A 21,656-nucleotide genomic window follows, 5' to 3' on the forward strand; every position below is an offset into this window, starting at 1 on the left:
CGTCTGGGTCGCCGAGCGCACACGGCCGCGCACCGGCGCCTCGACGGCACCAGCCTATTCGTTCGTTCCCCGTGCCCACGCGCCTGAGCCCCTTTCGCCGTGTTCGCCGATCGGAGCCCGGTCTGCCGGATCAACCGCCTTCGTGCGACGTCGGGGCGAGTCGCATCGTCTCGCCCGCGCGCGCCGCGAACGCCCTCGCGGTCGCAGCGATCGTGCGCTGCATGACCTCGACGGCCGCCGTCGGCGCGACGCCCGCCGGGCGCGCGAGACTGATGGTGCGGTCGAGCGAGGCGGCATCGAGCCGCACAGACCGCAGACCCTGGCGGTCGAGAAGCACCATCGCCGGCACGATCGCGACACCGAGGCCGCGCTCGACGAACCGCAGCACGGTGTCCATCTCGGCACCCTCGAGCACGACCTCGGGGGTGAGACCGGCCGCGGCGAAGGCATGATCGGTCGCGGCGCGCAGGTCGTAGCTCGAGCTGAAGACGATCTGCGGCAGCGCGGCGACGTCGCCGAGCGTGATGCGGTCGTGGATCGTGATCGGCGGTGCACCGGCCGACGAGATCACGACCAGCTCCTCCACGAGCAGGGGCGTCACGGTGAGCCGCTCGGCCGACGAGGCATCCGTCGTGGTGATCAATGCCAGGTCGAGCTCGCCGCCGGCGAGCTCGTCGAGGAGGCGCCGCGACCCCTGCTCCGAGAGGTGCAGCTCGATCCCCGGATGGTCCGCGTGGAACGCGCTGAGCACCTCGGCGACAAGGCTGATGCAGAGCGTCGGCGTGGCGCCGAGCCGCACCCGCCCGCGCTCGAGGCCGGCGAGCTCGGCGAGCTCCCTGCGCACCGATTCGGCGTCGGCGAGCATGCGGCGCGCGAGCGGCAGCAATGACTCGCCGGCGACCGTGAGGGTGCTGCCGCCGCGAGCACGGTGGAACAGCTCGGCGCCGAGATCCTGCTCGAGCGCGGCGATCTGGCGACTCAGCGAGGGCTGCGCGAGGTAGAGCTCTTCGGCTGCGCGGGTGAAGTTGCCGAACCGGGCCACCTCGACGAAGCCGCGCAGTTGTTCGAGATTCATATCGATAGCCTAGGCGCACCTTCACTACACGAACGATGCATTCGAGTAATCGAACTCCCGAACCTACCGTTGAACGCATGACCACCTCAGTCAGCACCGCGTCAGAGGCGGTGCGACCGTGCTGCTCGACGAGCTCGGCTGATCGGGCGGGTCGGCGCCGTGGCGTCCACCCGGGCGACCGCGAGGTCGGTAGCCTGCCTCCGCTCGGCTGCGGCGCGCCCGTGGGTCAGTCGGAACCGGCCGCCGGTCGGGAGAAGTCGATCCAGGCGAGCGCCTGATCGACGGCGTCGGCCGGATCCCCCTCGGCGCCCGCCTCGACCCAGCCCGTGAGCGCTGCGAAGGTCGCCGCTTGCAGGGCTGCGGCGAGCACACGGCAGATGCCCGTCGACGCACCCGGCAGCCGGCTGCCGAGGTAGTCGGCGAGCCGCCCCGTCCAGGCCCGCGCGGCGGCCGCCGCCGTGGCGGCGAGCTCGGGCTCGCTCGCGATCAGGCCGAACCAGGCCGCCGCGCTCCGGCGCACGTGGGCATCATGCGAGACCGAGTCGACGACCGCGCGACGAACCGCCTCACCGATCGACAGTTCGTCGCCGAGCTCGGCGATCGATCGCGCGAACCGGTCGTTCGCCTGCTCGACCTCGCCCCAGGCGATGCGATCACGGGTGCCGAAGTGTCGCATGAGTGTGCGCGTGCTCACTCCTGTGGCGTCGGCCAGCTCCCTCCAGCCAGTCGCCGCGTAACCGCGCTCCGACCAGAGGGCGAAGGCCGCCTCGGCGACCGCGTCGACGTCGACGACGCTCGGCCGACCGCGGCCCCGAGCGGGGGCGGCGCCGGTCGCAGTGCCGGCCGCAGCGCTGGTCGGCGAGGTTTCCACAGCCACCTCCGAGGATTATTGGCGTATTGTGTCAAATATAGTCTTCGCTCCGCGAATCGGAAGGAACATCATGACCCGCACCTACGTCGTGACCGGATCGGCCTCGGGCATCGGGGCCGCCACGAAGCGAGCGCTCGACGCGAAGGGCGCCCGCGTGATCGGCGTCGACCTTCGCGACGCCGACGTCGAGGCCGACCTGTCGACCACCGAGGGGCGCGACGCGGCGATCGCACGCGTTCTCGAACTCTCGGGCGGGGTCGTCGACGGCGTCATCGCGTGCGCCGGCATCTCGGCACCCGCCCCGATCACCGTCTCGGTCAACTTCTTCGGCGTGACGGCCATGCTCGAGGGCCTGCTGCCGGCGCTCCGCGCCTCCTCGGCCCCGCGTGCCGCCGTCGTCTCGTCGATGGCCTCGCTCCAGCCCGTCGCCCCGTCGATCGTCGATGCCGCCCTCGCCGGTGACGAGCCGGGCGCCCTCGCCGCCGCCGCGGCACTGGCCGAGCAGGGCCCCGCGCTCGGGTACCTCGCGTACCCGTCGTCGAAGCGCGCGCTCTCGCGCTGGGTGCGCCGCGAGTCGATCAGCGAGGCCTGGGCCGGTTCGGGCATTCCGCTCAACGCCGTCGCACCCGGCACCGTCATCACCCCGATGACGCAGGGCCTGCTCGACAACCCCGAGGGACTCGCGCTGGTCGACGCCTCCGTGCCGATGCCGCTCAACTACCACCAGCCGGCCGAGTCGATCGCGAACCTGCTCGTCTGGCTCACGAGCGTCGAGAACACGCACATGGCGGGGCAGACGATCTACTGCGACGGCGGCGCCGACGCGACGCTGCGGGGCGACGACATCTGGTCGTGGAACGACTCCGCACCCACCGCCTAGCCCTCCTGCGAACGAACCCGGCCCGGCACCTCCGTGTGAGGTGTCGGGCCGGCGTCGTCCGCCCGTCTCAACCGGTTCACCCGGTTTCGGCACCCCGCTCGACCGGTTACGCCGGGCCCGCTCCACCTCATCGGCCGGGCGCATGGTCACCCCGGCACGCGCGGCGAACCCGGCCGCCGTCGACGCGATCGTGCGCTGCATGACCTCGACGGCCGCCGTCGGCGCGACGCCCGTCGGACTGGCGAGGCTGATGGTGCGGTCGAGCCTCCGAGAGGTGCAGTTCGATGCCCGGATGCTCCGCGTGGAACGCGCTGAGCACCTCGGCGACGAGGCTGATGCAGAGCGTCGGCGTGGCGCCGAGCCGCACGCGGCCCCGCTCGAGGCCGGCGAGTTCGGCGAGCTCGCGGCGCACCGATTCGGCGTCGGCGAGCATGCGGCGCGCGAGCGGCAGCAGCGATTCGCCGGCGACGGTGAGGGTGCTGCCGCCGCGGGCGCGGTGGAAGAGCTCGGCGCCGAGATCCTGCTCGAGCGCGGCGATCTGGCGGCTCAGCGAGGGCTGCGCGAGGTAGAGCTCCTCGGCGGCACGGGTGAAGTTGCCGAACCGCGCCACCTCGACGAAGCTGCGCAACTGCTCGAGGTTCATATTCATAGCCTAGGCGCATCGTTGCCAATCGAATGATGCATTGGAGTAATCCGAACTGCGAACCTACCGTGGAACGCATGACCACCTCAGGCAACCCCGCTCCCGAGCGTCAGATCTCCACCACCGTGCTCGTGATCGGCACGGGCGGCTCGGGTCTGCGCGCCGCCATCGAACTCGCCGAGGCGGGCGTCGACGTGCTCGCCCTCGGCAAGCGACCCAGGCACGACGCCCACACCTCGCTCGCCGCCGGCGGCATCAACGCCGCCCTCGCGACCATGGACCCGGGCGACAGCTGGCAGCAGCACGCCGCCGACACCCTGAAGGAGAGTTACCTCCTCGCCGACCCGCGCACGGTCGAGACCGTCACGAAGGGCGCCGCCCAGGGCATCGACGATCTCGAGCGCTACGGCATGCCGTTCGCGCGCGAGGCCGACGGCCGCATCTCGCAGCGTTTCTTCGGCGCGCACACCTACCGCCGCACGGCCTTCGCGGGCGACTACACCGGCCTCGAGATCCAGCGCACGCTCGTCAACCGGGCCGCGCAGCTCGACATCCCGATCCTCGACACCGTCTACGTCACCCGCATCCTCGTGAACGACGACGGCGCGGTGTTCGGCGCCTACGGCTTCGACCTCGAGACCGGCACCCGGTACCTCATCCACGCCGACGCCGTCATCCTCGCCGCCGGCGGCCACAACCGCATCTGGCGACGCACCTCCTCGCGGCGCGACGAGAACACGGGCGACTCGTGGCGCCTCGCCGTCGAGGCGGGCGGTCGAGTGCGCGACCCCGAGCTCGTGCAGTTCCACCCCTCGGGCATCATCGAGCCCGAGAACGCGGCCGGCACGCTCATCTCCGAAGCCGCCCGCGGCGAGGGCGGCATCCTCACCAACGGCCTCGGCGAGCGCTTCATGCACAAGTACGACCCCGAGCGCCTCGAGCTGTCGACCCGCGACCGCGTGGCCCTCGCCTGCTACACCGAGATCAAGGAGGGGCGCGGCACCGCGAACGGCGGCGTCTGGCTGGATGTCTCGCACCTGCCCCGCGAGACGATCATGCAGCGCCTCCCCCGCGTCTACCAGACCGTGCTCGAACTGCAGATGCTCGACATCACGAAGCAGCCGATCGAGATCGCACCCACCGCGCACTACTCGATGGGCGGCGTCTGGGTGCGCCCCGACGACCACGGCACGGATGTCCCGGGCCTCTACGCCATCGGCGAGGCATCCAGTGGGCTGCACGGCGCGAACCGGCTGGGCGGCAACTCGCTCATCGAACTGCTGGTCTTCGGACGCATCGTCGGGCGGGCCGCCGCGGCCTACTCGGCGTCGCTCGACGCCCAGCGCCGCTCGGCCGCCGCGGTGCAGACGGCGCGTTCCGAGATCTCCGCGCTCCTCGAGTCGGACGGCACCGAGAACGTGCGCGCCCTGCAGCGCGCGATCCGCGACACGATGACCGAGCACGCCGGCGTCGTGCGCGACGAAGAGGGCCTGCGCGCCGGCCTCGCCGAGCTCGACGCGATCGAGGCGCGCATGGCCGACATCGGCGTGCACCCCGACATCGCGGGCTACCAGGACCTCGCGCACGCGTTCGACCTGAAGTCGGCCGCGCTGGCCGCTCGGGCGACTTTGGAGGCAGCGCTCGAACGGCGCGAGACCCGCGGATGCCACAACCGCAGCGACTACCCCGAGACGGATGCCTCGCTGCAGGTGAACCTCGTGTGGTCGCCCGCGACCGGCGTCACCCGCGAGGAGATCCCGCCCATCCCGGCAGAGATCGCAGCCCTTATGCGCGACGTCTCGGTGGTTGGCAAGCTCGTGGAGTAGATCTCGGTTCCGTCGACCGAGGGGGCGGATGTCACGTGGCATCCGCCCCGGCACTCACGGAATATAAGAGTTTGCACCAAAAACGTGGTAACTCTTATACCGGAGGTCTTTTGTCATGGAGATCAGCGAAGCGATCAGCAGGCTCCGGGAGGCCGGGGTCAACGTCACACCGACCGGCCCCGACACGGTTCGAACCGACGACGGTGTGCCCATGCTGGTGCGGAAACTCGCGAAAGCTCCCGGGCGTCGCACCGTCGAACACGACCTCAGCCGCACCGAAGATCACCTGCTGCTCTACATTCTGGGCACGACCCCACGAAAGCTCGACCGACTCACGTCAGACCCCAGGGTCGCGGTCGTCTCGCCGGGGGCCATCTGGTACGGGAAGGACCTGACCGAGACGCCGGCCATGGCGACGAAGGCCATCGGTCGCGGCCCGCGGCCGTACACGAAGTTCGCGGTCGCCCGGGCATTGCTCGCACCAGAGCGGCTCCCCCAGACCATGCTCGCCGCGAGATTCCACGTTTCCCAACCGGCCGTGTCCAACGCAGTCGCGAAGCTTGCCGACGAGGTTCCGCCCCGCACGACGGGCGACGATCACGGCGCGCTGTTCGACTACGCCCTCACCCGGTATCCCGGCCCCGGCGGCATCACCACCTACTGGTGGCGGGACGACCCACTTGACCAGCAAGCCGCCACAATCCTCGAAGCCGACGCCGGCGCCCTGCTCAGCGGAGATCTCGCTGCCCGGCAGATCAGCGCTTGGCGGGTGCCGGAACACGCCACCGTGTACACGGTGAACGAGCTGAATCCTGCCGCACTCGGTTTCGCCGCGGCCACTGCCGACGACTACACGCTCAGCATTACCGTCCCCGCAGACACGACCCTCTGGGCAACCTCGAAGCTGCACCACCGTCCAGGTACCGCCGACCCGGTGATCGTCGCCCACGACATCCTGAACACCGGCACCACCGGCGACCAAGACGAGGCCGCGGGCATGATCCGAGCCGCCACACTACGGCTGCTGCCGGAGCAGCGATGAGAACCGCACACCTCGTCGCCGTCGGAGCAGAAGACGATGCAGCCATCGAGTCGTTATCCGACATCGCTCGGATCCTCGCACCGTTCGACGATGTCGTCGTCATCGGCGGGCACATGGTGTCGATCCTCACGGCCGCCTACCCATCACCCGGATTCATCGAACGACGTACCGGTGACTCCGACGCCGGCCTGTCCGTCGAACTCGCGGCCACCGGTCAGGTGCATGACGCGTTGACCGCTGCCGGGTACGTCGCCGAATCGGGCAACCGGTACACGAAACACGACCGAGAAGACGCGCGACCGACGATCGATCTGCTCATCCCCTCCTTGAACGGCGCCTTCCACCGCGAGGAGCACGGCGGGCGGGCCTTCGACGCTTCCCCAGGCCTGTCGGTGGCGTTGCACGCTGCCTCCCCAGTCCGTGTGGTCGCCACCACCCTGTCGGAAGACGAGGTCGCATTCGAGGTGAACGTTCCGACCGTCGAAGCTGCGGTGCTGCTGAAAGCCCATAGCTGGGCGAGCCGCCTGGCCCAGAAAGATGTCATCGACCTCAGTAACCTGCTGTCGATCGTCGACCACAATGGCTACGACACCATCGCGCCGTGGCGCCTCAACGAGCCCGGACTCATCGGGTCTCGTCGTGATGCTGCACGATACCTGCATCGCCTTGCGGGTCTCGCAGAAGCGAACCGACTCTCCCGGTCGCCGATCGACCCGCGGAGACTCACCGTGCTCATCCGGCGGCATATCACGCTCGCGGAGTAGGCGAGTCATAGGATGTCCAGATGCCTCTTTTCGACCATCTCGGAATCTCCGTCGACGACCTGCCTCGCTCGATCGCACAGTTCGATCCGGTGATGCAATCGCTCGGCTGCACGCGGCAAGATGCTGACGAGTCGGTGTCCTGGTACAAGGGCGAAGAGGAGCTGATCCTCTTCCCCGCTCGCGAGACGGGCACTGGACCGCACCGGCACGGCCGTGTCGGTTGGCAGCACCTCGCATTCGCCGTCGACACGCGTGCCGACGTTGATCGCCTGCACGAGATCGCACTCGGCGCAGGTTGGACGGCCGTCCGCGAGCCGAAGGTGTACCCGCGGTTCAACGACCGCTACTACGCGTCCTTCGTCGAGGACGACAACGGCATCCGCCTCGAGTTCATGCACAACCCGCCCCGAGAATCGGCCGCAGACTGAATCTCACGGTCGCGACCGGACTTGCGGTCCCGACTCGCGAGCCGCCGTCGAGGCATTGCGGGCCGCGAGCAGGGTGAATGCCGCGGTGAGTTCGGGCGGGCCGATGACGTCGATCTCGGTATCGAAGCGATTGAGTGACGCAGCGAGGGCTATCCAGGACCACGATCCGACTTCGAGGCTGCACCGCTCGGGGCCGAGATCTTCGACGATGCCGTCGCCGGCGAACGGCAGCACGTCGCCGGCCGGCCGGTGAAGGACGACCTTGCCGTTGCAGGGCCACCGGTTGATCTGGTCGGATCCCTTGAATCGTGCGGACACGAATTCGGCGACATCGCCTCCCGGGACCTCTCGGGGTGCGAAACGTGGCCCGGTGGGGGTGCGCGGGGAGACGCGATCCGCGCGGAAGATTCGCCAATCGTCGAGCTCGAGATCCCACGCGACCAGGTACCAGCGTCCGCGAGACGTGACGAGGTGGTGCGGCTCCACCCTGCGCGGCGGAGCTGATCGGGGGTCGTCGCCCGAGCGGCGACTCGCGTAGTCGAAGCGCAGCACCTCATGAGCCCGGGCAGCGGCCGACAGCGCGACGAGCACATCCGGCGATACCGAGTCGGATGCCGCGTCGCCCGGCTGGCCGGGGATTGCGGTGAACGCGAGGGCGTCGAGACGATGGCGCAGGCGCGACGGCATCACCTGCCGCACGGTGGTCAGCGCCCGCATCGCCGCTTCCTCGATCCCGGCGCCGGTGATGGTTGCCGCCTGAAGCGCGACAGCCAGTGCGATGACCTGTTCGTCGTCGAACAGCAACGGTGGCAGCTCGCTTCCGGCGTCGAGGCGATACCCGCCATCGGGCCCCATTGTGGCGTGGATGTTGTAGCCCATCGCCCGCAGGCGATCGACGTCGCGACGTACGGTTCGATGGCTGACGTTCAGCCGTTCGGCGAGGACCGCGCCCGGCCAATCACGCCGGGCCTGCAGCAGCGACAGGAGATCGAGCAGCCGCGAGGTGGGCGTCGTCATTTCTCGATACTAGGGCCGGTCTAGGACCAGATCTGCCCTACACGCCTGCGAACGTAGGAGGTGCCGGGGAGATGCCCCGGCGACCGCCTCACGAGGAGCAGACATGAGCATCGCGACAACCACCCACCTCAACTTCCGCGGAGACGCCCGCGGCGCACTGGAGTTCTACCGATCCGTCTTCGGTGGCCAGGTCGTGATCGCGACCTACGGCGACTTCGGTATGCCGAAGGACGCGCCCGGCGCCGACAACGTCGTCTTCGGTCACGTCGAGACGAAGGACGGATTCCGCGTGATGGCCTACGACATCCCCGGCCAGTCCGGAGGATCGGTGGGCAACGCGGGTTCCACCCACCGTGAGAACGGTGTCACCATCACCGATCAGTCGTTCTTCGTCTCGGTGCGCGGCGAATCCCTCGAGGAGGTCCAGGGCTACTGGAACACGCTGTCGGACGGCGGGACGATCATCGAGCCCCTCGCCGCCTCGGCGTGGAGCCCCGGTTTCGGCATGCTCACCGACAGGTTCGGCGTCACCTGGGTGATCGACGTCGCCGCTGCCGAGAACTAGGCCCTCGCGAGCAAGCCGAACGGGTCGGCCGCCACCCACTACTGGGGCCTCTGACGTACGCTGCGTCGGAGTCATCCTCGGGCCTGCCCGGCGCGAATCGCCTCGGCGGCAACTCGGTCATCGCTCTTCAGCTACGCGCTGTGCTGATCGGCGGGCAGTTCCACCGTGATCCGGAGGCCGCCTGCGGCACGCGGCGCGAGGGTGAGCGTTCCGTCGTGCGCCTGGGTGATGCTTGCGACGATCGCCAGGCCCAGGCCGACTCCCGCGCCGTCGGTGTGCACGCGTTCGGTGCCCCGCTGGAACGGTTCGGTGAGCGTCGCAGCCAACTGCGGCGAGAGCTTCTCACCGGTGTTCTCGACCGTGAGCACCGCCCTCGCTCCGTCGACGCCGGTGCTGATCCACACGGTGCCGTCGTGCGCGAGGTTGTGGACGATGGCGTTGTGCACGAGGTTCGTCGTCAGCTGCAGCAGCAGCGCGTGAGAGCCGATCGTCGGCGTGATGTCGCCGGCGTTCTCGATGGTCACGCGGCGCTGCTCGGCGAGTGGCAGCAGCGTTTCGGCCGCTTCCTCCGCCGTGAGCGACAGATCGACCCGCTCTCGAGTGAACGAGCGTTGGTCGGCGCGGCTCAGCAGGAGCAGCGCTTCGGTGAGGTTGATCGCTCGCGTGTTGACGGCGTGGAGTCGATCGATGAGCGTGCCCCTGACGCTACTCGGATCGTTGTGGGCGACCTCGAGCAGGGTCTGCATGATCGCCAGCGGGGTGCGCAGTTCGTGCGACGCGTTGGCGGCGAATCGCTGCTGTTCGGCGACGTGCGCTTCGAGCCGCGCGAGCATGGCGTCGAAGCTGTCGGCGAGCTCACGGAACTCGTCGTTGCGGCCCTCGAGTTCGATGCGATACGAGAGCGACCCGTTCGCGGCCCGGCGCGTGGCATCCGTGATTCGTGTGAGCGGGGCGAGCATGCGGCCGGCGAGAATCCAGCCTCCCAAGAGGCCGAACAGCAGCAGGAAGAACAGTGCCCACGCCGCCGGCGGCACGAAGGCCCGAATGAGGTCGGAGCGACCGGGAATGATTCCTTCGGGCGTCGCGATCGCGCTGGCGGGCACGTACCGCAGCAGGAACAGCCACACGACGGCGAGCAGCAGAATGCCCGCAACCATGAGGAACCCCGCGTAGCTGAGGGTGAGCTTGAGGCGAACGCTCAGCCCGGGAGCCCTACTCACTATCGTCGCCCGGCCCGGCGGCGTTCGGTCCGGAATCGATTCGGTAGCCCACGCCGGGCACCGTGGCGATCGCCCACGGTTCGCCGAGCCGCTTGCGCAGGGCCGACACCGTGATGCGTACGGCGTTGGTGAACGGGTCGGCGTTCTCGTCCCACGCCCGTTCGAGCAGTTCCTCGGCGCTGACGACGCCGCCTTCGGCAGCAACGAGCACCTCGAGTACGGCGAACTGCTTCCGCGTCAGTGCGACGTAGCGGTCGTCGCGGTAGACCTCACGGCGGAACGGGTCGAGACGCAGGCCCGCGATCTCGCGCACGGGCGGCCGGTTGTGCGCGCGGCGTCGGTCGAGCGCCCTGAGCCTCAGCACGAGCTCTTTCAGTGCGAACGGCTTCGTGAGGTAGTCGTCGGCGCCGAGCTCGAACCCGGAGGTCTTGTCGTCGAGCCGGTCGGCAGCGGTGAGCATCAGGATCGGCATGCCGCTGCCGGAGGCGATGATGCGCTTGGCGACCTCGTCACCCGACGGGCCCGGGATGTCGCGGTCGAGCACGGCGATGTCGTAGGCGTTGATGCTCAGCAGCGCGAGCGCGGTGTCGCCGTCGCCAGCGATGTCAGCCGCGATCGCCTCGAGGCGCAACCCATCGCGAACGGCCTCCGCCAGGTACGGCTCGTCCTCGACGATCAGCACGCGCATGGTGTTCATGCTACGAACTCGCGCATATCGCCGGTGTATCGAAACCCGCATACGTGCTGGCAACAACGTGCCGAATTGACTGGCAGGATGACTCGAAACCGACCTTCGGCACGAACGACGACGCTGCGGATTCGCCGGCTCCTGGTCGTCGGATTGGTCGTCGTCATCGCGGCGATGACGGCGGCGATCTGGTACCAACTGCCCAGCTCCTCGTCGGCATCACCGTCGTTGTCCCCTGGTGGCGTACCTCCCGCACCCGGTGGCGAGAACCGTGGTGCGCTCGACGAAACCGGCCGCGTGCCAGACGGCCTGACAGTGTTCGACGGCGAGATTGCGGCGCTCGCCAACCTCGATCGAGCGCTGCTCGACGCCCTTCGCCAGGCCGCGGCCGACGCCGCAGGCGACGGAGTCGAGTTCATCGTCAACAGCGGCTGGCGCTCGCCCGAGTACCAGGACGAGCTCCTGCGCGAGGCGATCTCGGAGTACGGCTCGGAAGAGGAAGCGGCGCGGTGGGTGGCGACCGCGTCGACGTCGCCGCACGTGTCGGGAGAGGCGGTCGACATCGGGGAGTTCGATGCGACGTCGTGGCTGTCAGAGCACGGCGCCGGCTATGGGCTGTGCCAGATCTACGACAACGAACCGTGGCACTACGAGCTGCGTCCCGACGCCGTCGAGCAGGGATGCCCCGTTCCGTACACCGACCCGACCGAGGACCCGAGGATGCAGCAGTGACCGGCCGCTCGGGCATTCGCGTTCTGTTCGTGCTCTACCTCGTACTGCTCGTCTGGCTCGTGCTGTGGAAGCTCGAGATCCCCTGGCGGTGGGGAGTTCAGACGTCACCGACGTCGTCGTCACCGACGTCATCGTCAACACCGCCGGAGGCCTGGTCGGGCTGGGCCTGCTCGCCGTGATGCGCCACCCGCGTCAGGACCGAACCCGCACCGTCCTGACGCGGGTGGCTTCCATCGGAACCGCAGTCGCCCTGCTCGCGGCCGTGCTGTTCGTCGCCTCCCCGATGCACTACGCGCCACTTCGCGACATCCGAAACCCGGTCGTCTCAGGCGTGAGCGAGACATCCGGTTAACGCAAGCGAACCGCTCGCTCGATGAGCGCGCGCACCTCTGGAACGAGTTCGTCGACCGGCCCTTCGACCGGCAGGCCCGGCGCGACGGCCGTGATCGGCAGCACGCTGACCTGCGACGGCTCGGCGCCGAGGTCCCGGCGCCATCCGGTGATCTGTTCCGCCGACGCGACGTACACGATTCGGCCGAGCCCGACCCATGCGTGCGCCGCCGAGCACATCGGGCAGTGCTCCCCAGACGTGTACACCGTGGCATCCGCCCGTTCGTTCGCGGTCAGGTTCGCGGCCGCCCAGCGTGCGATCTCGAATTCCGGATGCCTCGTCGGGTCGCCCGTGCTCACTTCCCGGTTGCGGTCGGCGAACCGCTCGACGCCGGCACCGTCGACGAGCACCGACCCGAACGGACCATCGCCCGCGGCGAGCGCTTCACGTGCGAGCTCGACCGCGCGGCGCAGGTGAACGAGGTCGGTCTCGGAGATCGTCATGATTCAAGCTTGGCGCGAGAGGCTGCGGATGGCGACTCTCGTCGCGACGCCGCAGGTCAACGACGTGGCGTCCACCCTGACGGGAGCGGCCCGTCGATCGCGGCGCGCTCGCGGTCCGCCTCCGCGGACCATCCCTGCGCAGTATCCGTCGCCTCGAAGCCGCCGCGCGCGACACGGAACCCGACGTCCTCATGGTGCATACGCGGCGCCCCGCCCCGCCGGGTCGACGCCCTGACGCTCCAAGCGTCATCCGCGAACCCGCCGCCGCGGAATACGCGGTAGTCGTCGTAGCGGGCGGGATCGAGCAGGTCCCAGCACCACTCCCACACGTTGCCGAGGGTGTCGAACAGTCCGTTGAGGTTCGGCAGCTTCGCACCGATCTCCTGCGGAGTCGTGACTCCGTCGGCGCTCGTCCAGGCGACTTCGTCGAGCGGGCCGTAGTGCGGACCGATCGACCCGGCCCGGCACGCGAACTCCCACTCCGCCTCGGTCGGCAGGCGGTACCCGTCGGCGTCGACGTGCCACGTGACATCCTCGCCGTCGAAGGTGTACACGGGGTCGAGCCCCTCCCACTCGGATGCCGCATTGCAGAACCGGATCGCACGCAGCCAACTCACGTCGGCCGCGGGTCGGCGCGGATGCGACGCGGTCTCGCCGATCATCTCGGCGAGCTGCTCCTGCGTCACCGGGTACACCCCGATCTCGAACGGCTCGAGCGCGACGCTCCACCGCATCTTGCGGCGCGCGTCATGCAGGGCCGCGGTGCCGCCGCCGATGCTCGCCATCTCGATGTCCGTCACCGAGGCAGTCTCGCACGCTCCGGCCGCGTCGTCAGTCGTGTGACCACGGTCCACCAGGCCTTCGCGCGCCCACCGATTGACGGCAGAGTGGCCGGCACGCCGTTGACCGCCCGCATTCCTTATCGCTCGGCTGAACGGCGGGATGATTCCGCCACGAGGTTCCGGGCATGCTCGACCAGCGCCGCAGCCGCCTGCTGTCGCACGAACGACAAGCGCATCGTCGTGGTTCCCGCTCCTCGAGCACTCACCGAGGACGACGCCGCAGATCACATCCGAAGCCGCGATGCCGGCGTTCACGGCGTTGGAGCCGGCGACCTTCCATGAGGCGACATCTTCCTCGCCAAGATACAGATCTGCGGCATCGAGAAGCCCTTAGAAGTCCCAGTCCTCATCCTCAGTGACAACGGCCTTGCCGATCACGTACGAGCTCCCCGACCCCGAGAAGAAGTCGTGGTTCTCGTCGGCGTTCGGCGAGAGCGCCGACAGGATCGCCGGGTTCACGTCGGTGACCTGCTTGGGGAACATCGGCTCGTAGCCGAGGTTCATGAGGGCCTTGTTCGCGTTGTAGTGCAGGAACTTCTTGACGTCTTCAGTCAGGCCGACGCCGTCGTACAGGTCTTGCGTGTACTGCACCTCGTTGTCGTAGAGCTCGTAGAGCAGCGAGAAGGTGTAGTCCTTCAGCTCGTCGCGCTCGGCCTGCGAGATGCGCTCGAGGCCCTTCTGGAACTTGTAGCCGATGTAGTACCCGTGCACGGCCTCATCGCGGATGATGAGGCGGATCAGGTCGGCCGTGTTGGTGAGCTTCGCCCGGCTCGACCAGTGCATCGGCAGGTAGAAGCCCGAGTAGAACAGGAAGCTCTCGAGCAGGGTCGACGCGACCTTGCGCTTCAGCGGCGAGTCGCCCTGGTAGTACTCCATGACGATCGCGGCCTTCTTCTGAAGGTTCGGGTTTTCGACCGACCAGCGGAACGCGTCGTCGATGTCCTTCGTCGAGCACAGCGTCGAGAAGATCGAGGAGTAGCTCTTCGCGTGCACCGACTCCATGAACGCGATGTTCGTGTAGACGGCCTCTTCGTGCGGGGTGATCGCGTCGGGGATGAGCGAGACCGCGCCGACCGTGCCCTGGATCGTGTCGAGCAGGGTGAGCCCGGTGAACACGCGCATCGTGAGGGTCTGCTCCTCGGCCGTCAGCGTGTTCCACGACTGGATGTCGTTCGACAGCGGCACCTTCTCGGGCAGCCAGAAGTTGTTCACCAGGCGGTTCCAGACCTCGAGATCCTTGTCGTCCTGGATGCGGTTCCAGTTGATGGCGTTGACGTGGTCGACGAGCTTCAGCTTGCCGCCGACGTGCGCCGGGTCGTTGCTGGCCGAGTTGACCGGGTCGGTGAGGGTCATGTCGTTTCCTTCGAAGAACGGGTGGATGTCTCGGGGCTAGTGGGTCTCGATACGCTTCGCTACTCGACCACCGGAGGCTGAGCGGCGCTACAGCGCGCAGCTGACGCACATCTCGAGCTCGGTGCCTTCGAGGGCCATCTGGCGCAGACGGATGTAGTAGATCGTCTTGATCCCCTTCTTCCACGCGTAGATCTGTGCGCGGTTGATGTCGCGGGTCGTCGCCGTGTCCTTGAAGAACAGGGTGAGCGAGAGGCCCTGGTCGACGTGCTGCGTCGCCGCGGCGTAGGTGTCGATGACCTTCTCGTAGCCGATCTCGTACGCGTCCTGGTAGTACTCCAGGTTGTCGTTCGTCATGAAGGCCGCCGGGTAGTACACGCGCCCGAGCTTGCCCTCCTTGCGGATCTCGATCTTCGACGCGATCGGGTGGATCGACGCCGTCGAGTTGTTGATGTACGAGATCGAGCCGGTCGGCGGCACCGCCTGCAGGTTCTGGTTGTAGATGCCGTGCTCCTGGATGGAGGCCTTGAGCTCCTGCCAGTCCTGCTGCGTCGGGATGTGCACGCCGGCGTCGGCGAAGAGCTGCGTGACCTTCGCGGTCTCGGGCACCCACGCGGCATCCGTGTACTTGTCGAAGAACTCGCCCGACGCGTACTTCGAGTCGGCGAAGCCGTCGAAGGTCTCGCCGCGCTCGATCGAGATCTTGTTCGACGCGCGCAGCGCGTGGAACAGCACCGTGTAGAAGTATATGTTCGTGAAGTCGATGCCCTCTTCGGACCCGTAGAAGATGCGCTCGCGGGCGAGGTAGCCGTGCAGGTTCATCTGGCCGAGGCCGATGGCGTGCGACTTGTCGTTGCCGTCTTCGATGGATCGGACCGAGGAGATGTGGCTCTGGTTCGACACCGAGGTGAGGCCGCGGATGGCGGTCTCGACGGTCTTGCCGAAGTCGGGCGAGTCCATCGTGAGGGCGATGTTCAGCGAACCGAGGTTGCAGCTGATGTCCTTGCCGATCTGGTCGTACGAGAGGTCTTCGTTGTACGTGGTCGGCGTGTTCACCTGCAGGATCTCGGAGCAGAGGTTCGACATGTTGATGCGGCCCTTGATCGGGTTCGCCTTGTTCACCGTGTCCTCGAACACGATGTAGGGGTAGCCCGACTCGAACTGGATCTCGGCGATCGTCTGGAAGAACTCGCGCGCGTTGATCTTCGTCTTCTTGATGCGCGGGTTGTCGACCATCTCGCGGTAGTGCTCGGTGATCGGCACGTCGCCGAAGGGCTTGCCGTAGACCTTCTCGACGTCGTACGGCGAGAACAGGTACATGTCCTCGTTGTTCTTCGCGAGCTCGAAGGTGATGTCGGGCACGACGACGCCGAGCGACAGCGTCTTGATGCGGATCTTCTCGTCGGCGTTCTCGCGCTTCGTGTCGAGGAACCGCATGATGTCGGGGTGGTGCGCCGAGAGGTACACCGCGCCGGCGCCCTGGCGGGCACCCAGCTGGTTCGCGTAGCTGAAGCTGTCTTCGAGCAGCTTCATCACGGGGATGATGCCCGACGACTGGTTCTCGATCTGCTTGATCGGGGCACCAGACTCGCGCACGTTCGAGAGCAGGAGCGCCACGCCGCCGCCGCGCTTCGAGAGCTGCAGCGCCGAGTTGATGCCGCGGGCGATCGACTCCATGTTGTCTTCGATGCGGAGGAGGAAGCACGAGACGAGCTCGCCGCGCTGCGCCTTGCCCGTGTTGAGGAAGGTCGGGGTCGCCGGCTGGAAGCGGCCGCCGATGATCTCTTCGACCAGGTCGATCGCGAGCTGCTCGTCGCCCTGCGCGAGGCCGAGCGCGGTCATCACGACGCGGTCTTCGAAGCGCTCGAGGTAGCGCTTGCCGTCGAAGGTCTTCAGCGTGTAGCTCGTGTAGTACTTGAACGCGCCGAGGAACGTCTCGAAGCGGAACTTCTTCGAGTACGCCAGGTCGTTGAGCTTCTGGATGAACGCGAAGTCGTACTGCGCGATGACCTCGGGCTCGTAGTACTCCTTCTCGACGAGGTAGTCGAGACGCTCCTTGAGCGAGTGGAAGAAGACCGTGTTCTGGTTGACATGCTGGAGGAAGTACTCGCGCGCCGCCTCACGGTCTTTCTCGAACTGGATCTCGCCGTTCTCGCCGTACAGGTTCAGCATCGCGTTGAGCGAGTGATAGTCCATCGCCGTGCGCGGGGCCTCCATGAGGGCTACGCCGTCCGTTGCTGCTGCTGACTTCGCCAAAATGCGTCCAATCCATCGTCGACGGCGCGAACGTCGTCTGGGGTTCCGAATACTTCGAAGCGGTAGAGGTGCGGTACCCCGGTCTTCGCGGCGATGATGTCGCCGGCCAGACCGAAGGCCGACCCGAAGTTGGTGTTGCCTGCGCTGATCACGCCTCGGATGAGTGCGCGATTGCGCTCGTCGTTGAGAAATCTGATGACCTGCTTCGGCACGGCGCCTTTGCCGTCGCCGCCGCCGTAGGTCGGCACCACGAGCACGAACGGCTCGTCGGCCTGGAGAGCCGGCTCCCGGGCGTGCAGCGGAATGCGCGCAGCCGGGCGACCCAGCTTCTCGATGAAGCGCTTGGTGTTGCCCGAGACGCTCGAGAAGTAGACCAGTTTCGTCATGATGCCTCCCCTCGCCGGTGGGACTCGGTGGTCGAGTAGGCGCCCCAGCGCCGTATCGAGACCCCGTGCCCGACTAGGCGAGTCGCGAGGCGAGTTCGTCGATCTTGTCGGGGCGGAAGCCCGACCAGTGGTCTTCGTCGGTGATCACGACGGGGGCCTGCAGGTAGCCGAGCTCCTTGACCTGGGCGAGCGCGTTCTCGTCGGCCGAGAGGTCGAGCACCTCGTACTCGATGCCCTTGCTGTCGAGAGCGCGATACGTCGCGTTGCACTGGACGCAGGAAGGCTTCGTGTAGACCGTGACCGTCATGGTTTTCCCCTCGTTCCCGGGCTTTTCAAGGCCCATCCCCCGTATTGCTGATTGACACTTCAATACTACATCTAGTGCCCTCGGAACTGAACCGCCACAACATGATGTAGTTACAGTCGTGTAGTTATCCACCGAGTTCTCCACCGGTTGTGAACAACGGATGTCGCGATGATCGGCCTGTTTACGCGGGCGCCGGGCGGTTATCCACAGACGAACGAAAACGAGATCGCACGGCTGTGGATGAACGCCCCCGGCGTGTCGCGTCGCACGACACTTGGGGGCACTCGGATGCCGCAACCCCTACATGTGGTGTTGTGCTCCCACCATCCCACCATCCCACCATTCCATCACCCACCGACATCGGCGGGGCGGCGCACGGCGGGTTGTGCGCGACCGGGCGAACCCACCGCGTCGAACGATCAGGCCTTCGCGGCCTTCGCCGCCGCCTTGGCCGCCTGCTTCGTGGCGCGCACCTTCGCAAGCGACTCGGGGCTCACGATGTCGGCGACCGAGGAGAACGAGCCCTCGTCGCCGTACGCCCCCGCTGCTTCGCGCCAACCCGACGCGTCGAGCCCGCATTGCTTGCCGAGCAGCGCGAGGAAGATCTTCGCCTTCTGCTCGCCGAAGCCGGGCAGCGCCTTCAGTCGCTTCAGCACTTCGGCACCTGACGGTCCCCCCGCGGTCCAGATCGCCGTCGCATCGCCTCCCCAGTCGTCGCGCACGGCGGCGGCGAGCGCCTGCACCCGCCCGGCCATCGACCCCGGGTATCGATGCACGGCGGGAGTCTCTTTGAACGCATCGACCACGCGCTCGGGATCGGCCGCGGCGAGCTCGGCGGGGTCGATCGTGCCGAGCCGCTCGCGGATCTTCTCGGGCCCGGCGAAGGCCGTCTCCATCGCGACCTGCTGATCGAGCAGCATGCCGGTCAGCAGCGCGAACGCGTCGTTCGAGAGCAGCTCGTCGGCCGCCTTGTCCCCCGTGATGTGCAGTGCCATGCGTTCCATCCTCGCACCGGACGTCGCGAATCGACGTGCGTCGCGTGAGAGGCTGAGGTCTGTTTGCGTCCTTCCCTCCCGAGGAGCCCCGGTGACCGATCCCACCCTTCCGCCCGCGGCATGGCATCCCGACCCGAGCGGGGCGCCGCAGCTCCGTTTCTGGAATGGGCGGGAATGGACCGATCATGTCGCCCCGCTGCCGGGCGGGCGGCCGCTCGCCCCGTCGGCACCTGCACCGGCGGCCGCTCCGATCGTCGAACCGCTCACCGGTCGACGACGCCGCGGCCCGATCATCGCGTGGGTCGCGGCAGGGGCCGCACTGCTGCTCGGCGGCGGCACTGCTCTCGCGTTCGGCATACCCGCGATGATGGGCGCGGCGACCGCAACGCCCGAGGGCGCCGATCCTCGCTACGCCTACGCCCAGCCGCTCCTCGAACTCGATCGCGATCACGAGTTCGAGATCCCGGCCGAATACGATCTCGAGGCGGTCGCCGGCGAACACACCGAGGTGCTCGACAACGGCGTGTTCGACTCGTCGTTCGCCGTCGCCGTGTACACCGACGCCGCGCTCACCCGACGCGCCTCCTACTATGCCTTCCAGCACAAACCCGGTGAGCCGATCAGCATCTACTCGGCCGAGCTTTCGACCGCGCACCGGATCATCGACGTCGAGACCGGCGCAGGCGGCGACGAGGTGCGGGTGAAGACGGAGGAGCTCTCCCGATGGGGACTCTCCCCGAGCTACTATCTCGTGCAACGCCTCGATGCGCGCGGTGAGCCGCTCGCGAAACCGATCGTGACGAAGTTCACCGTCAAGCAGCAGCTCGCCGCGCCGAGTGTCACGATCGACGCAACGCTCCCGGGCGGCGAGATCGCCCTGAACTGGAGTGAGATCGACGGTGCCGACGAGTATCTCGTCGTCGCGACCAGACGGTCCGCCGACTTCCTCGGCGGCGACGTCAGCCAGGTACTGGCCACCACCAGCCAGACGGAGTGGTCGAGTGATGACCTCGCCCTCACGGCCGGCGATGATCGCCCGTGGGTGCTCAGTCAGAATGAGGCGCTGCGCCAGTTCAGGGGCGACAGCGAGGATGGCGAGGTCAGCGGTGCTTCGTTCACCGACACTTCGGATGCCTACACCATCGGCGTGATCGCACGCGATGGCGAGAAGTTCTCTCCGATGCTCGACCATGACCTGGTCGAGATCGCCGGCGCGCTTCCCTACGAGATCGCGCACAGCACGGCACAGGTGACCCAGCGCTACGACTCCGACAAGTGCGCCACCGGGCTCGACGAGATCTCGCCCTCGTTCTTCTACACCTCGCTCGATGGGCGCACCCGAGCGGCCGTCGCCGAGATCGACGAGGGTTACCTCGGAGAACTGGGCGGCTGTTGGCGGCTCGCCCTCACCGGTCAGGGCACGCGCCTCGGCGACTTCCTCTGGGTCGACAAGGAAGCGGTACCCGACCCCGCCCCGCTGATCGCCGAGTTCAATGCGGCCGCCCGCGCCGCTGCACCTCCGACGGGTGATCAGTCGCTCATCATCGCGCGAGAGGCGCTCGACACCGCCGAGGAGGCGATGACGACCGCTCCGCCGACGGAGTACCCGATCTTCGGCAGTTCGCCGATGGTGCGCTACCTCGGCCAGCACTTCGTCGGCCAGACCCGGATGATCGACCTCAGCGAGTACACCTCGGCGCTCGGCGCGCCCGACCCGTACGACGCGATCCACGAGGCCATCGAGCAGAACCCCTACGCGCCGCGCATCGAGAACCTCGTCCTGTCACCTGACGGCACGCGGATCAGCGTGACCTACCACGGCGCCCGGAGCGAGAACACCGCGACGCAGGCGGCGATCGCGACCAAGGTCGACGAGGTCGTGTCCTCGGTGGTGGACCCGAGCACGAGCGACGCCGACAAGGCGATCGCGCTCAACGACTGGCTCATCGGCAACGCCGAGTACGACCACGACTCGTTCGACCTGCTGATGGCCTCCCCCGACAAGCAGGTACCCGACGGCCGAGAGTACGCCTGGTCGCCCGAGGGTGTGCTGCTCCGAGGCGCCGGCGTCTGTGCGAGCTACGCGGGCGCGTTCAAGCTGCTCGCCGAGGCCGCCGGTCTCGAGACGGTCGTCGTGCGGGGCGATGTGCTGTCGGGAGGCCCGCACGCCTGGAACAAGGTCAGAATCGACGGCGCCTGGCGCGCGGTCGATCCGACGTGGAACGACTCGCCCGACCCGAATCGATACCTGCTCATCTCCGATGCCGGGTTCACCGACGCCGCGGAGCGGGTCGAGGATGGCCTTTGGATGCTCGACGGCGCCCTCGCGGACTACGCGGCCCGATAGCGGGCACCGGAATCGTGACCGGGGTCGCGGATGTCGGCGGTCGGTGGTGGAATGACCCCGACCCGGATTCACCGACGAGACGGAGCAGCGCACCATGTCACTCGAGATGGACGTCAAGATCGAACTCATCCACGTGCCCGTGACCGACGTCGACCGCGCAAAAGCCTTCTACGTCGAGCAGTGCGGCTTCAACGCCGACCACGACACCCGCGTGAGCGACACGATGCGCTTCGTGCAGATCACCCCGCCGGGCTCGGCATGCTCGATCGCCTTCGGCGAGGGCCTCGGGGGCACGATCGAGCCGGGTGGGCTCGACGTGATCCAGGCCGTCATCGCCGATGCCGACGCGGCGCTCGCACAGCTGCGCGCGGCGGGCGTCGATGCGGAGGGTGTCGACGAACAAGCCTGGGGCCGGTTCGTCACCTTCGCCGATCCCGACGGCAACCGGTGGACGCTGCAACAACTGCCCGACTGGTCGCAGCAGCAGCAGCAGCAGACGTCGGGCGACTGAACCCGCCTGCCGCCGAGACGACGACGGCCCCCGTTCTGAAGAACGGAGGCCGTCGTGCCGTGCGATGCGAAGAGCGC

At 67.9% G+C, this 21,656-nt stretch carries 22 protein-coding genes and 1 pseudogene; 10 read left to right on the top strand and 13 right to left on the bottom strand.

The window, feature by feature from the left end; translation table 11 throughout:
* Window positions 1–130: 130 nt before the first annotated feature.
* Both H516_RS0114580 and H516_RS20380 read right to left on the bottom strand, forming a co-directional pair.
* Window positions 131–1,075, bottom strand: coding sequence for a LysR family transcriptional regulator (locus H516_RS0114580; RefSeq protein ID WP_022890447.1), 945 nt, complete (start codon window positions 1,073–1,075; stop codon window positions 131–133).
* 226 nt (window positions 1,076–1,301) lie between these two features.
* Entirely contained in the window at window positions 1,302–1,952 is a 651-nt protein-coding gene (locus tag H516_RS20380) for a TetR/AcrR family transcriptional regulator (protein ID WP_211217101.1), read from the bottom strand.
* 64 nt (window positions 1,953–2,016) lie between these two features.
* Here H516_RS20380 and H516_RS0114590 point away from each other — a divergent pair, with 64 nt between their 5' ends.
* Window positions 2,017–2,826 (top strand): SDR family oxidoreductase, encoded by an 810-nt coding sequence (locus H516_RS0114590; RefSeq protein ID WP_022890449.1) that lies wholly within the window; start codon window positions 2,017–2,019, stop codon window positions 2,824–2,826.
* A 265-nt stretch (window positions 2,827–3,091) separates the two neighbouring features.
* On the opposite strand, the pseudogene H516_RS20385 reads toward H516_RS0114590, so the two are convergent.
* Window positions 3,092–3,469, bottom strand: a pseudogene (locus H516_RS20385) (LysR family transcriptional regulator); the annotation flags it as partial.
* A gap of 77 nt (window positions 3,470–3,546) precedes the next feature.
* Between H516_RS20385 and H516_RS0114600 the strand changes: the two are divergent.
* The 4 genes from H516_RS0114600 to H516_RS0114615 all read left to right on the top strand — a co-directional run bounded on the left by H516_RS0114600 (window position 3,547) and on the right by H516_RS0114615 (window position 7,529).
* Window positions 3,547–5,295: an L-aspartate oxidase gene (locus H516_RS0114600; protein WP_022890451.1), complete on the top strand. Its 1,749-nt coding sequence runs from the start codon at window positions 3,547–3,549 to the stop codon at window positions 5,293–5,295.
* A 115-nt stretch (window positions 5,296–5,410) separates the two neighbouring features.
* A complete protein-coding gene (locus H516_RS0114605; RefSeq protein WP_022890452.1) occupies window positions 5,411–6,337 on the top strand; it encodes a hypothetical protein in 927 nt (308 codons plus the stop codon).
* On the top strand, window positions 6,334–7,101 hold the full coding sequence (locus H516_RS20390) for a hypothetical protein (protein ID WP_022890453.1): 768 nt from the start codon (window positions 6,334–6,336) through the stop codon (window positions 7,099–7,101). Before H516_RS0114605 ends, H516_RS20390 begins: the two co-directional genes overlap by 4 nt.
* Before the next feature lie 20 nt (window positions 7,102–7,121).
* Window positions 7,122–7,529, top strand: a complete 408-nt coding sequence (locus H516_RS0114615; RefSeq protein WP_022890454.1) for a VOC family protein — start codon at window positions 7,122–7,124, stop codon at window positions 7,527–7,529.
* A gap of 3 nt (window positions 7,530–7,532) precedes the next feature.
* Here the strand turns inward: H516_RS0114615 and H516_RS0114620 are convergent, their stop codons facing one another.
* Window positions 7,533–8,546 carry a helix-turn-helix transcriptional regulator gene (locus tag H516_RS0114620; RefSeq protein WP_022890455.1) on the bottom strand — a complete coding sequence of 338 codons (1,014 nt, stop codon included), beginning with the start codon at window positions 8,544–8,546 and terminating at the stop codon, window positions 7,533–7,535.
* 103 nt (window positions 8,547–8,649) lie between these two features.
* Between H516_RS0114620 and H516_RS0114625 the strand changes: the two genes are divergently transcribed.
* A complete protein-coding gene (locus H516_RS0114625) occupies window positions 8,650–9,111 on the top strand; it encodes a VOC family protein (RefSeq protein WP_022890456.1) in 462 nt (153 codons plus the stop codon).
* A 131-nt stretch (window positions 9,112–9,242) separates the two neighbouring features.
* On the opposite strand, the gene H516_RS0114630 is transcribed toward H516_RS0114625, so the two are convergent.
* Both H516_RS0114630 and H516_RS0114635 read right to left on the bottom strand, forming a co-directional pair.
* Window positions 9,243–10,331 carry a sensor histidine kinase gene (locus H516_RS0114630; RefSeq protein WP_022890457.1) on the bottom strand — a complete coding sequence of 363 codons (1,089 nt, stop codon included), beginning with the start codon at window positions 10,329–10,331 and terminating at the stop codon, window positions 9,243–9,245.
* Window positions 10,324–11,019, bottom strand: coding sequence for a response regulator transcription factor (locus tag H516_RS0114635; protein WP_026378833.1), 696 nt, complete (start codon window positions 11,017–11,019; stop codon window positions 10,324–10,326). Before H516_RS0114635 ends, H516_RS0114630 begins: the two co-directional genes overlap by 8 nt.
* A gap of 33 nt (window positions 11,020–11,052) precedes the next feature.
* Between H516_RS0114635 and H516_RS0114640 the strand changes: the two genes are divergently transcribed.
* Both H516_RS0114640 and H516_RS0114645 read left to right on the top strand, forming a co-directional pair.
* Window positions 11,053–11,751: a M15 family metallopeptidase gene (locus H516_RS0114640; protein WP_245561837.1), complete on the top strand. Its 699-nt coding sequence runs from the start codon at window positions 11,053–11,055 to the stop codon at window positions 11,749–11,751.
* Between the two features lie 88 nt (window positions 11,752–11,839).
* Window positions 11,840–12,103, top strand: coding sequence for a hypothetical protein (locus H516_RS0114645; RefSeq protein WP_022890460.1), 264 nt, complete (start codon window positions 11,840–11,842; stop codon window positions 12,101–12,103).
* On the opposite strand, the gene H516_RS0114650 is transcribed toward H516_RS0114645, so the two are convergent.
* The 7 genes from H516_RS0114650 to H516_RS0114680 all read right to left on the bottom strand — a co-directional run bounded on the left by H516_RS0114650 (window position 12,100) and on the right by H516_RS0114680 (window position 18,730).
* On the bottom strand, window positions 12,100–12,585 hold the full coding sequence (locus H516_RS0114650; RefSeq protein WP_022890461.1) for a nucleoside deaminase: 486 nt from the start codon (window positions 12,583–12,585) through the stop codon (window positions 12,100–12,102). The two genes, H516_RS0114645 and H516_RS0114650, sit on opposite strands and share 4 nt — an antisense overlap.
* Window positions 12,586–12,641: 56 nt before the next feature.
* On the bottom strand, window positions 12,642–13,385 hold the full coding sequence (locus H516_RS0114655; RefSeq protein WP_022890462.1) for a formylglycine-generating enzyme family protein: 744 nt from the start codon (window positions 13,383–13,385) through the stop codon (window positions 12,642–12,644).
* A 372-nt stretch (window positions 13,386–13,757) separates the two neighbouring features.
* On the bottom strand, window positions 13,758–14,780 hold the full coding sequence (nrdF, locus tag H516_RS0114660; protein ID WP_022890463.1) for a class 1b ribonucleoside-diphosphate reductase subunit beta: 1,023 nt from the start codon (window positions 14,778–14,780) through the stop codon (window positions 13,758–13,760).
* A gap of 87 nt (window positions 14,781–14,867) precedes the next feature.
* Window positions 14,868–16,994, bottom strand: a complete 2,127-nt coding sequence (nrdE, locus tag H516_RS0114665; RefSeq protein WP_022890464.1) for a class 1b ribonucleoside-diphosphate reductase subunit alpha — start codon at window positions 16,992–16,994, stop codon at window positions 14,868–14,870.
* Window positions 16,995–16,999: 5 nt separating this feature from the next.
* Window positions 17,000–17,419 (bottom strand): class Ib ribonucleoside-diphosphate reductase assembly flavoprotein NrdI, encoded by a 420-nt coding sequence (gene nrdI / locus H516_RS0114670; RefSeq protein WP_022890465.1) that lies wholly within the window; start codon window positions 17,417–17,419, stop codon window positions 17,000–17,002.
* A 73-nt stretch (window positions 17,420–17,492) separates the two neighbouring features.
* The gene (gene nrdH / locus H516_RS0114675) at window positions 17,493–17,726 is read right to left on the bottom strand and encodes a glutaredoxin-like protein NrdH (RefSeq protein ID WP_026378836.1); all 234 of its coding nucleotides are present in this window, start codon (window positions 17,724–17,726) and stop codon (window positions 17,493–17,495) included.
* Window positions 17,727–18,145: 419 nt separating this feature from the next.
* On the bottom strand, window positions 18,146–18,730 hold the full coding sequence (locus tag H516_RS0114680; protein WP_022890467.1) for an HhH-GPD-type base excision DNA repair protein: 585 nt from the start codon (window positions 18,728–18,730) through the stop codon (window positions 18,146–18,148).
* 82 nt (window positions 18,731–18,812) lie between these two features.
* Between H516_RS0114680 and H516_RS0114685 the strand changes: the two genes are divergently transcribed.
* Window positions 18,813–21,068, top strand: coding sequence for a transglutaminase domain-containing protein (locus tag H516_RS0114685; protein ID WP_022890468.1), 2,256 nt, complete (start codon window positions 18,813–18,815; stop codon window positions 21,066–21,068).
* A gap of 106 nt (window positions 21,069–21,174) precedes the next feature.
* Window positions 21,175–21,579 (top strand): VOC family protein, encoded by a 405-nt coding sequence (locus tag H516_RS20395; RefSeq protein ID WP_022890469.1) that lies wholly within the window; start codon window positions 21,175–21,177, stop codon window positions 21,577–21,579.
* Window positions 21,580–21,656 lie beyond the last annotated feature (77 nt).

Source organism: Agromyces italicus DSM 16388 (assembly GCF_000421545.1).
GTDB classification, from domain to species: Bacteria; Actinomycetota; Actinomycetes; order Actinomycetales; family Microbacteriaceae; genus Agromyces; species Agromyces italicus.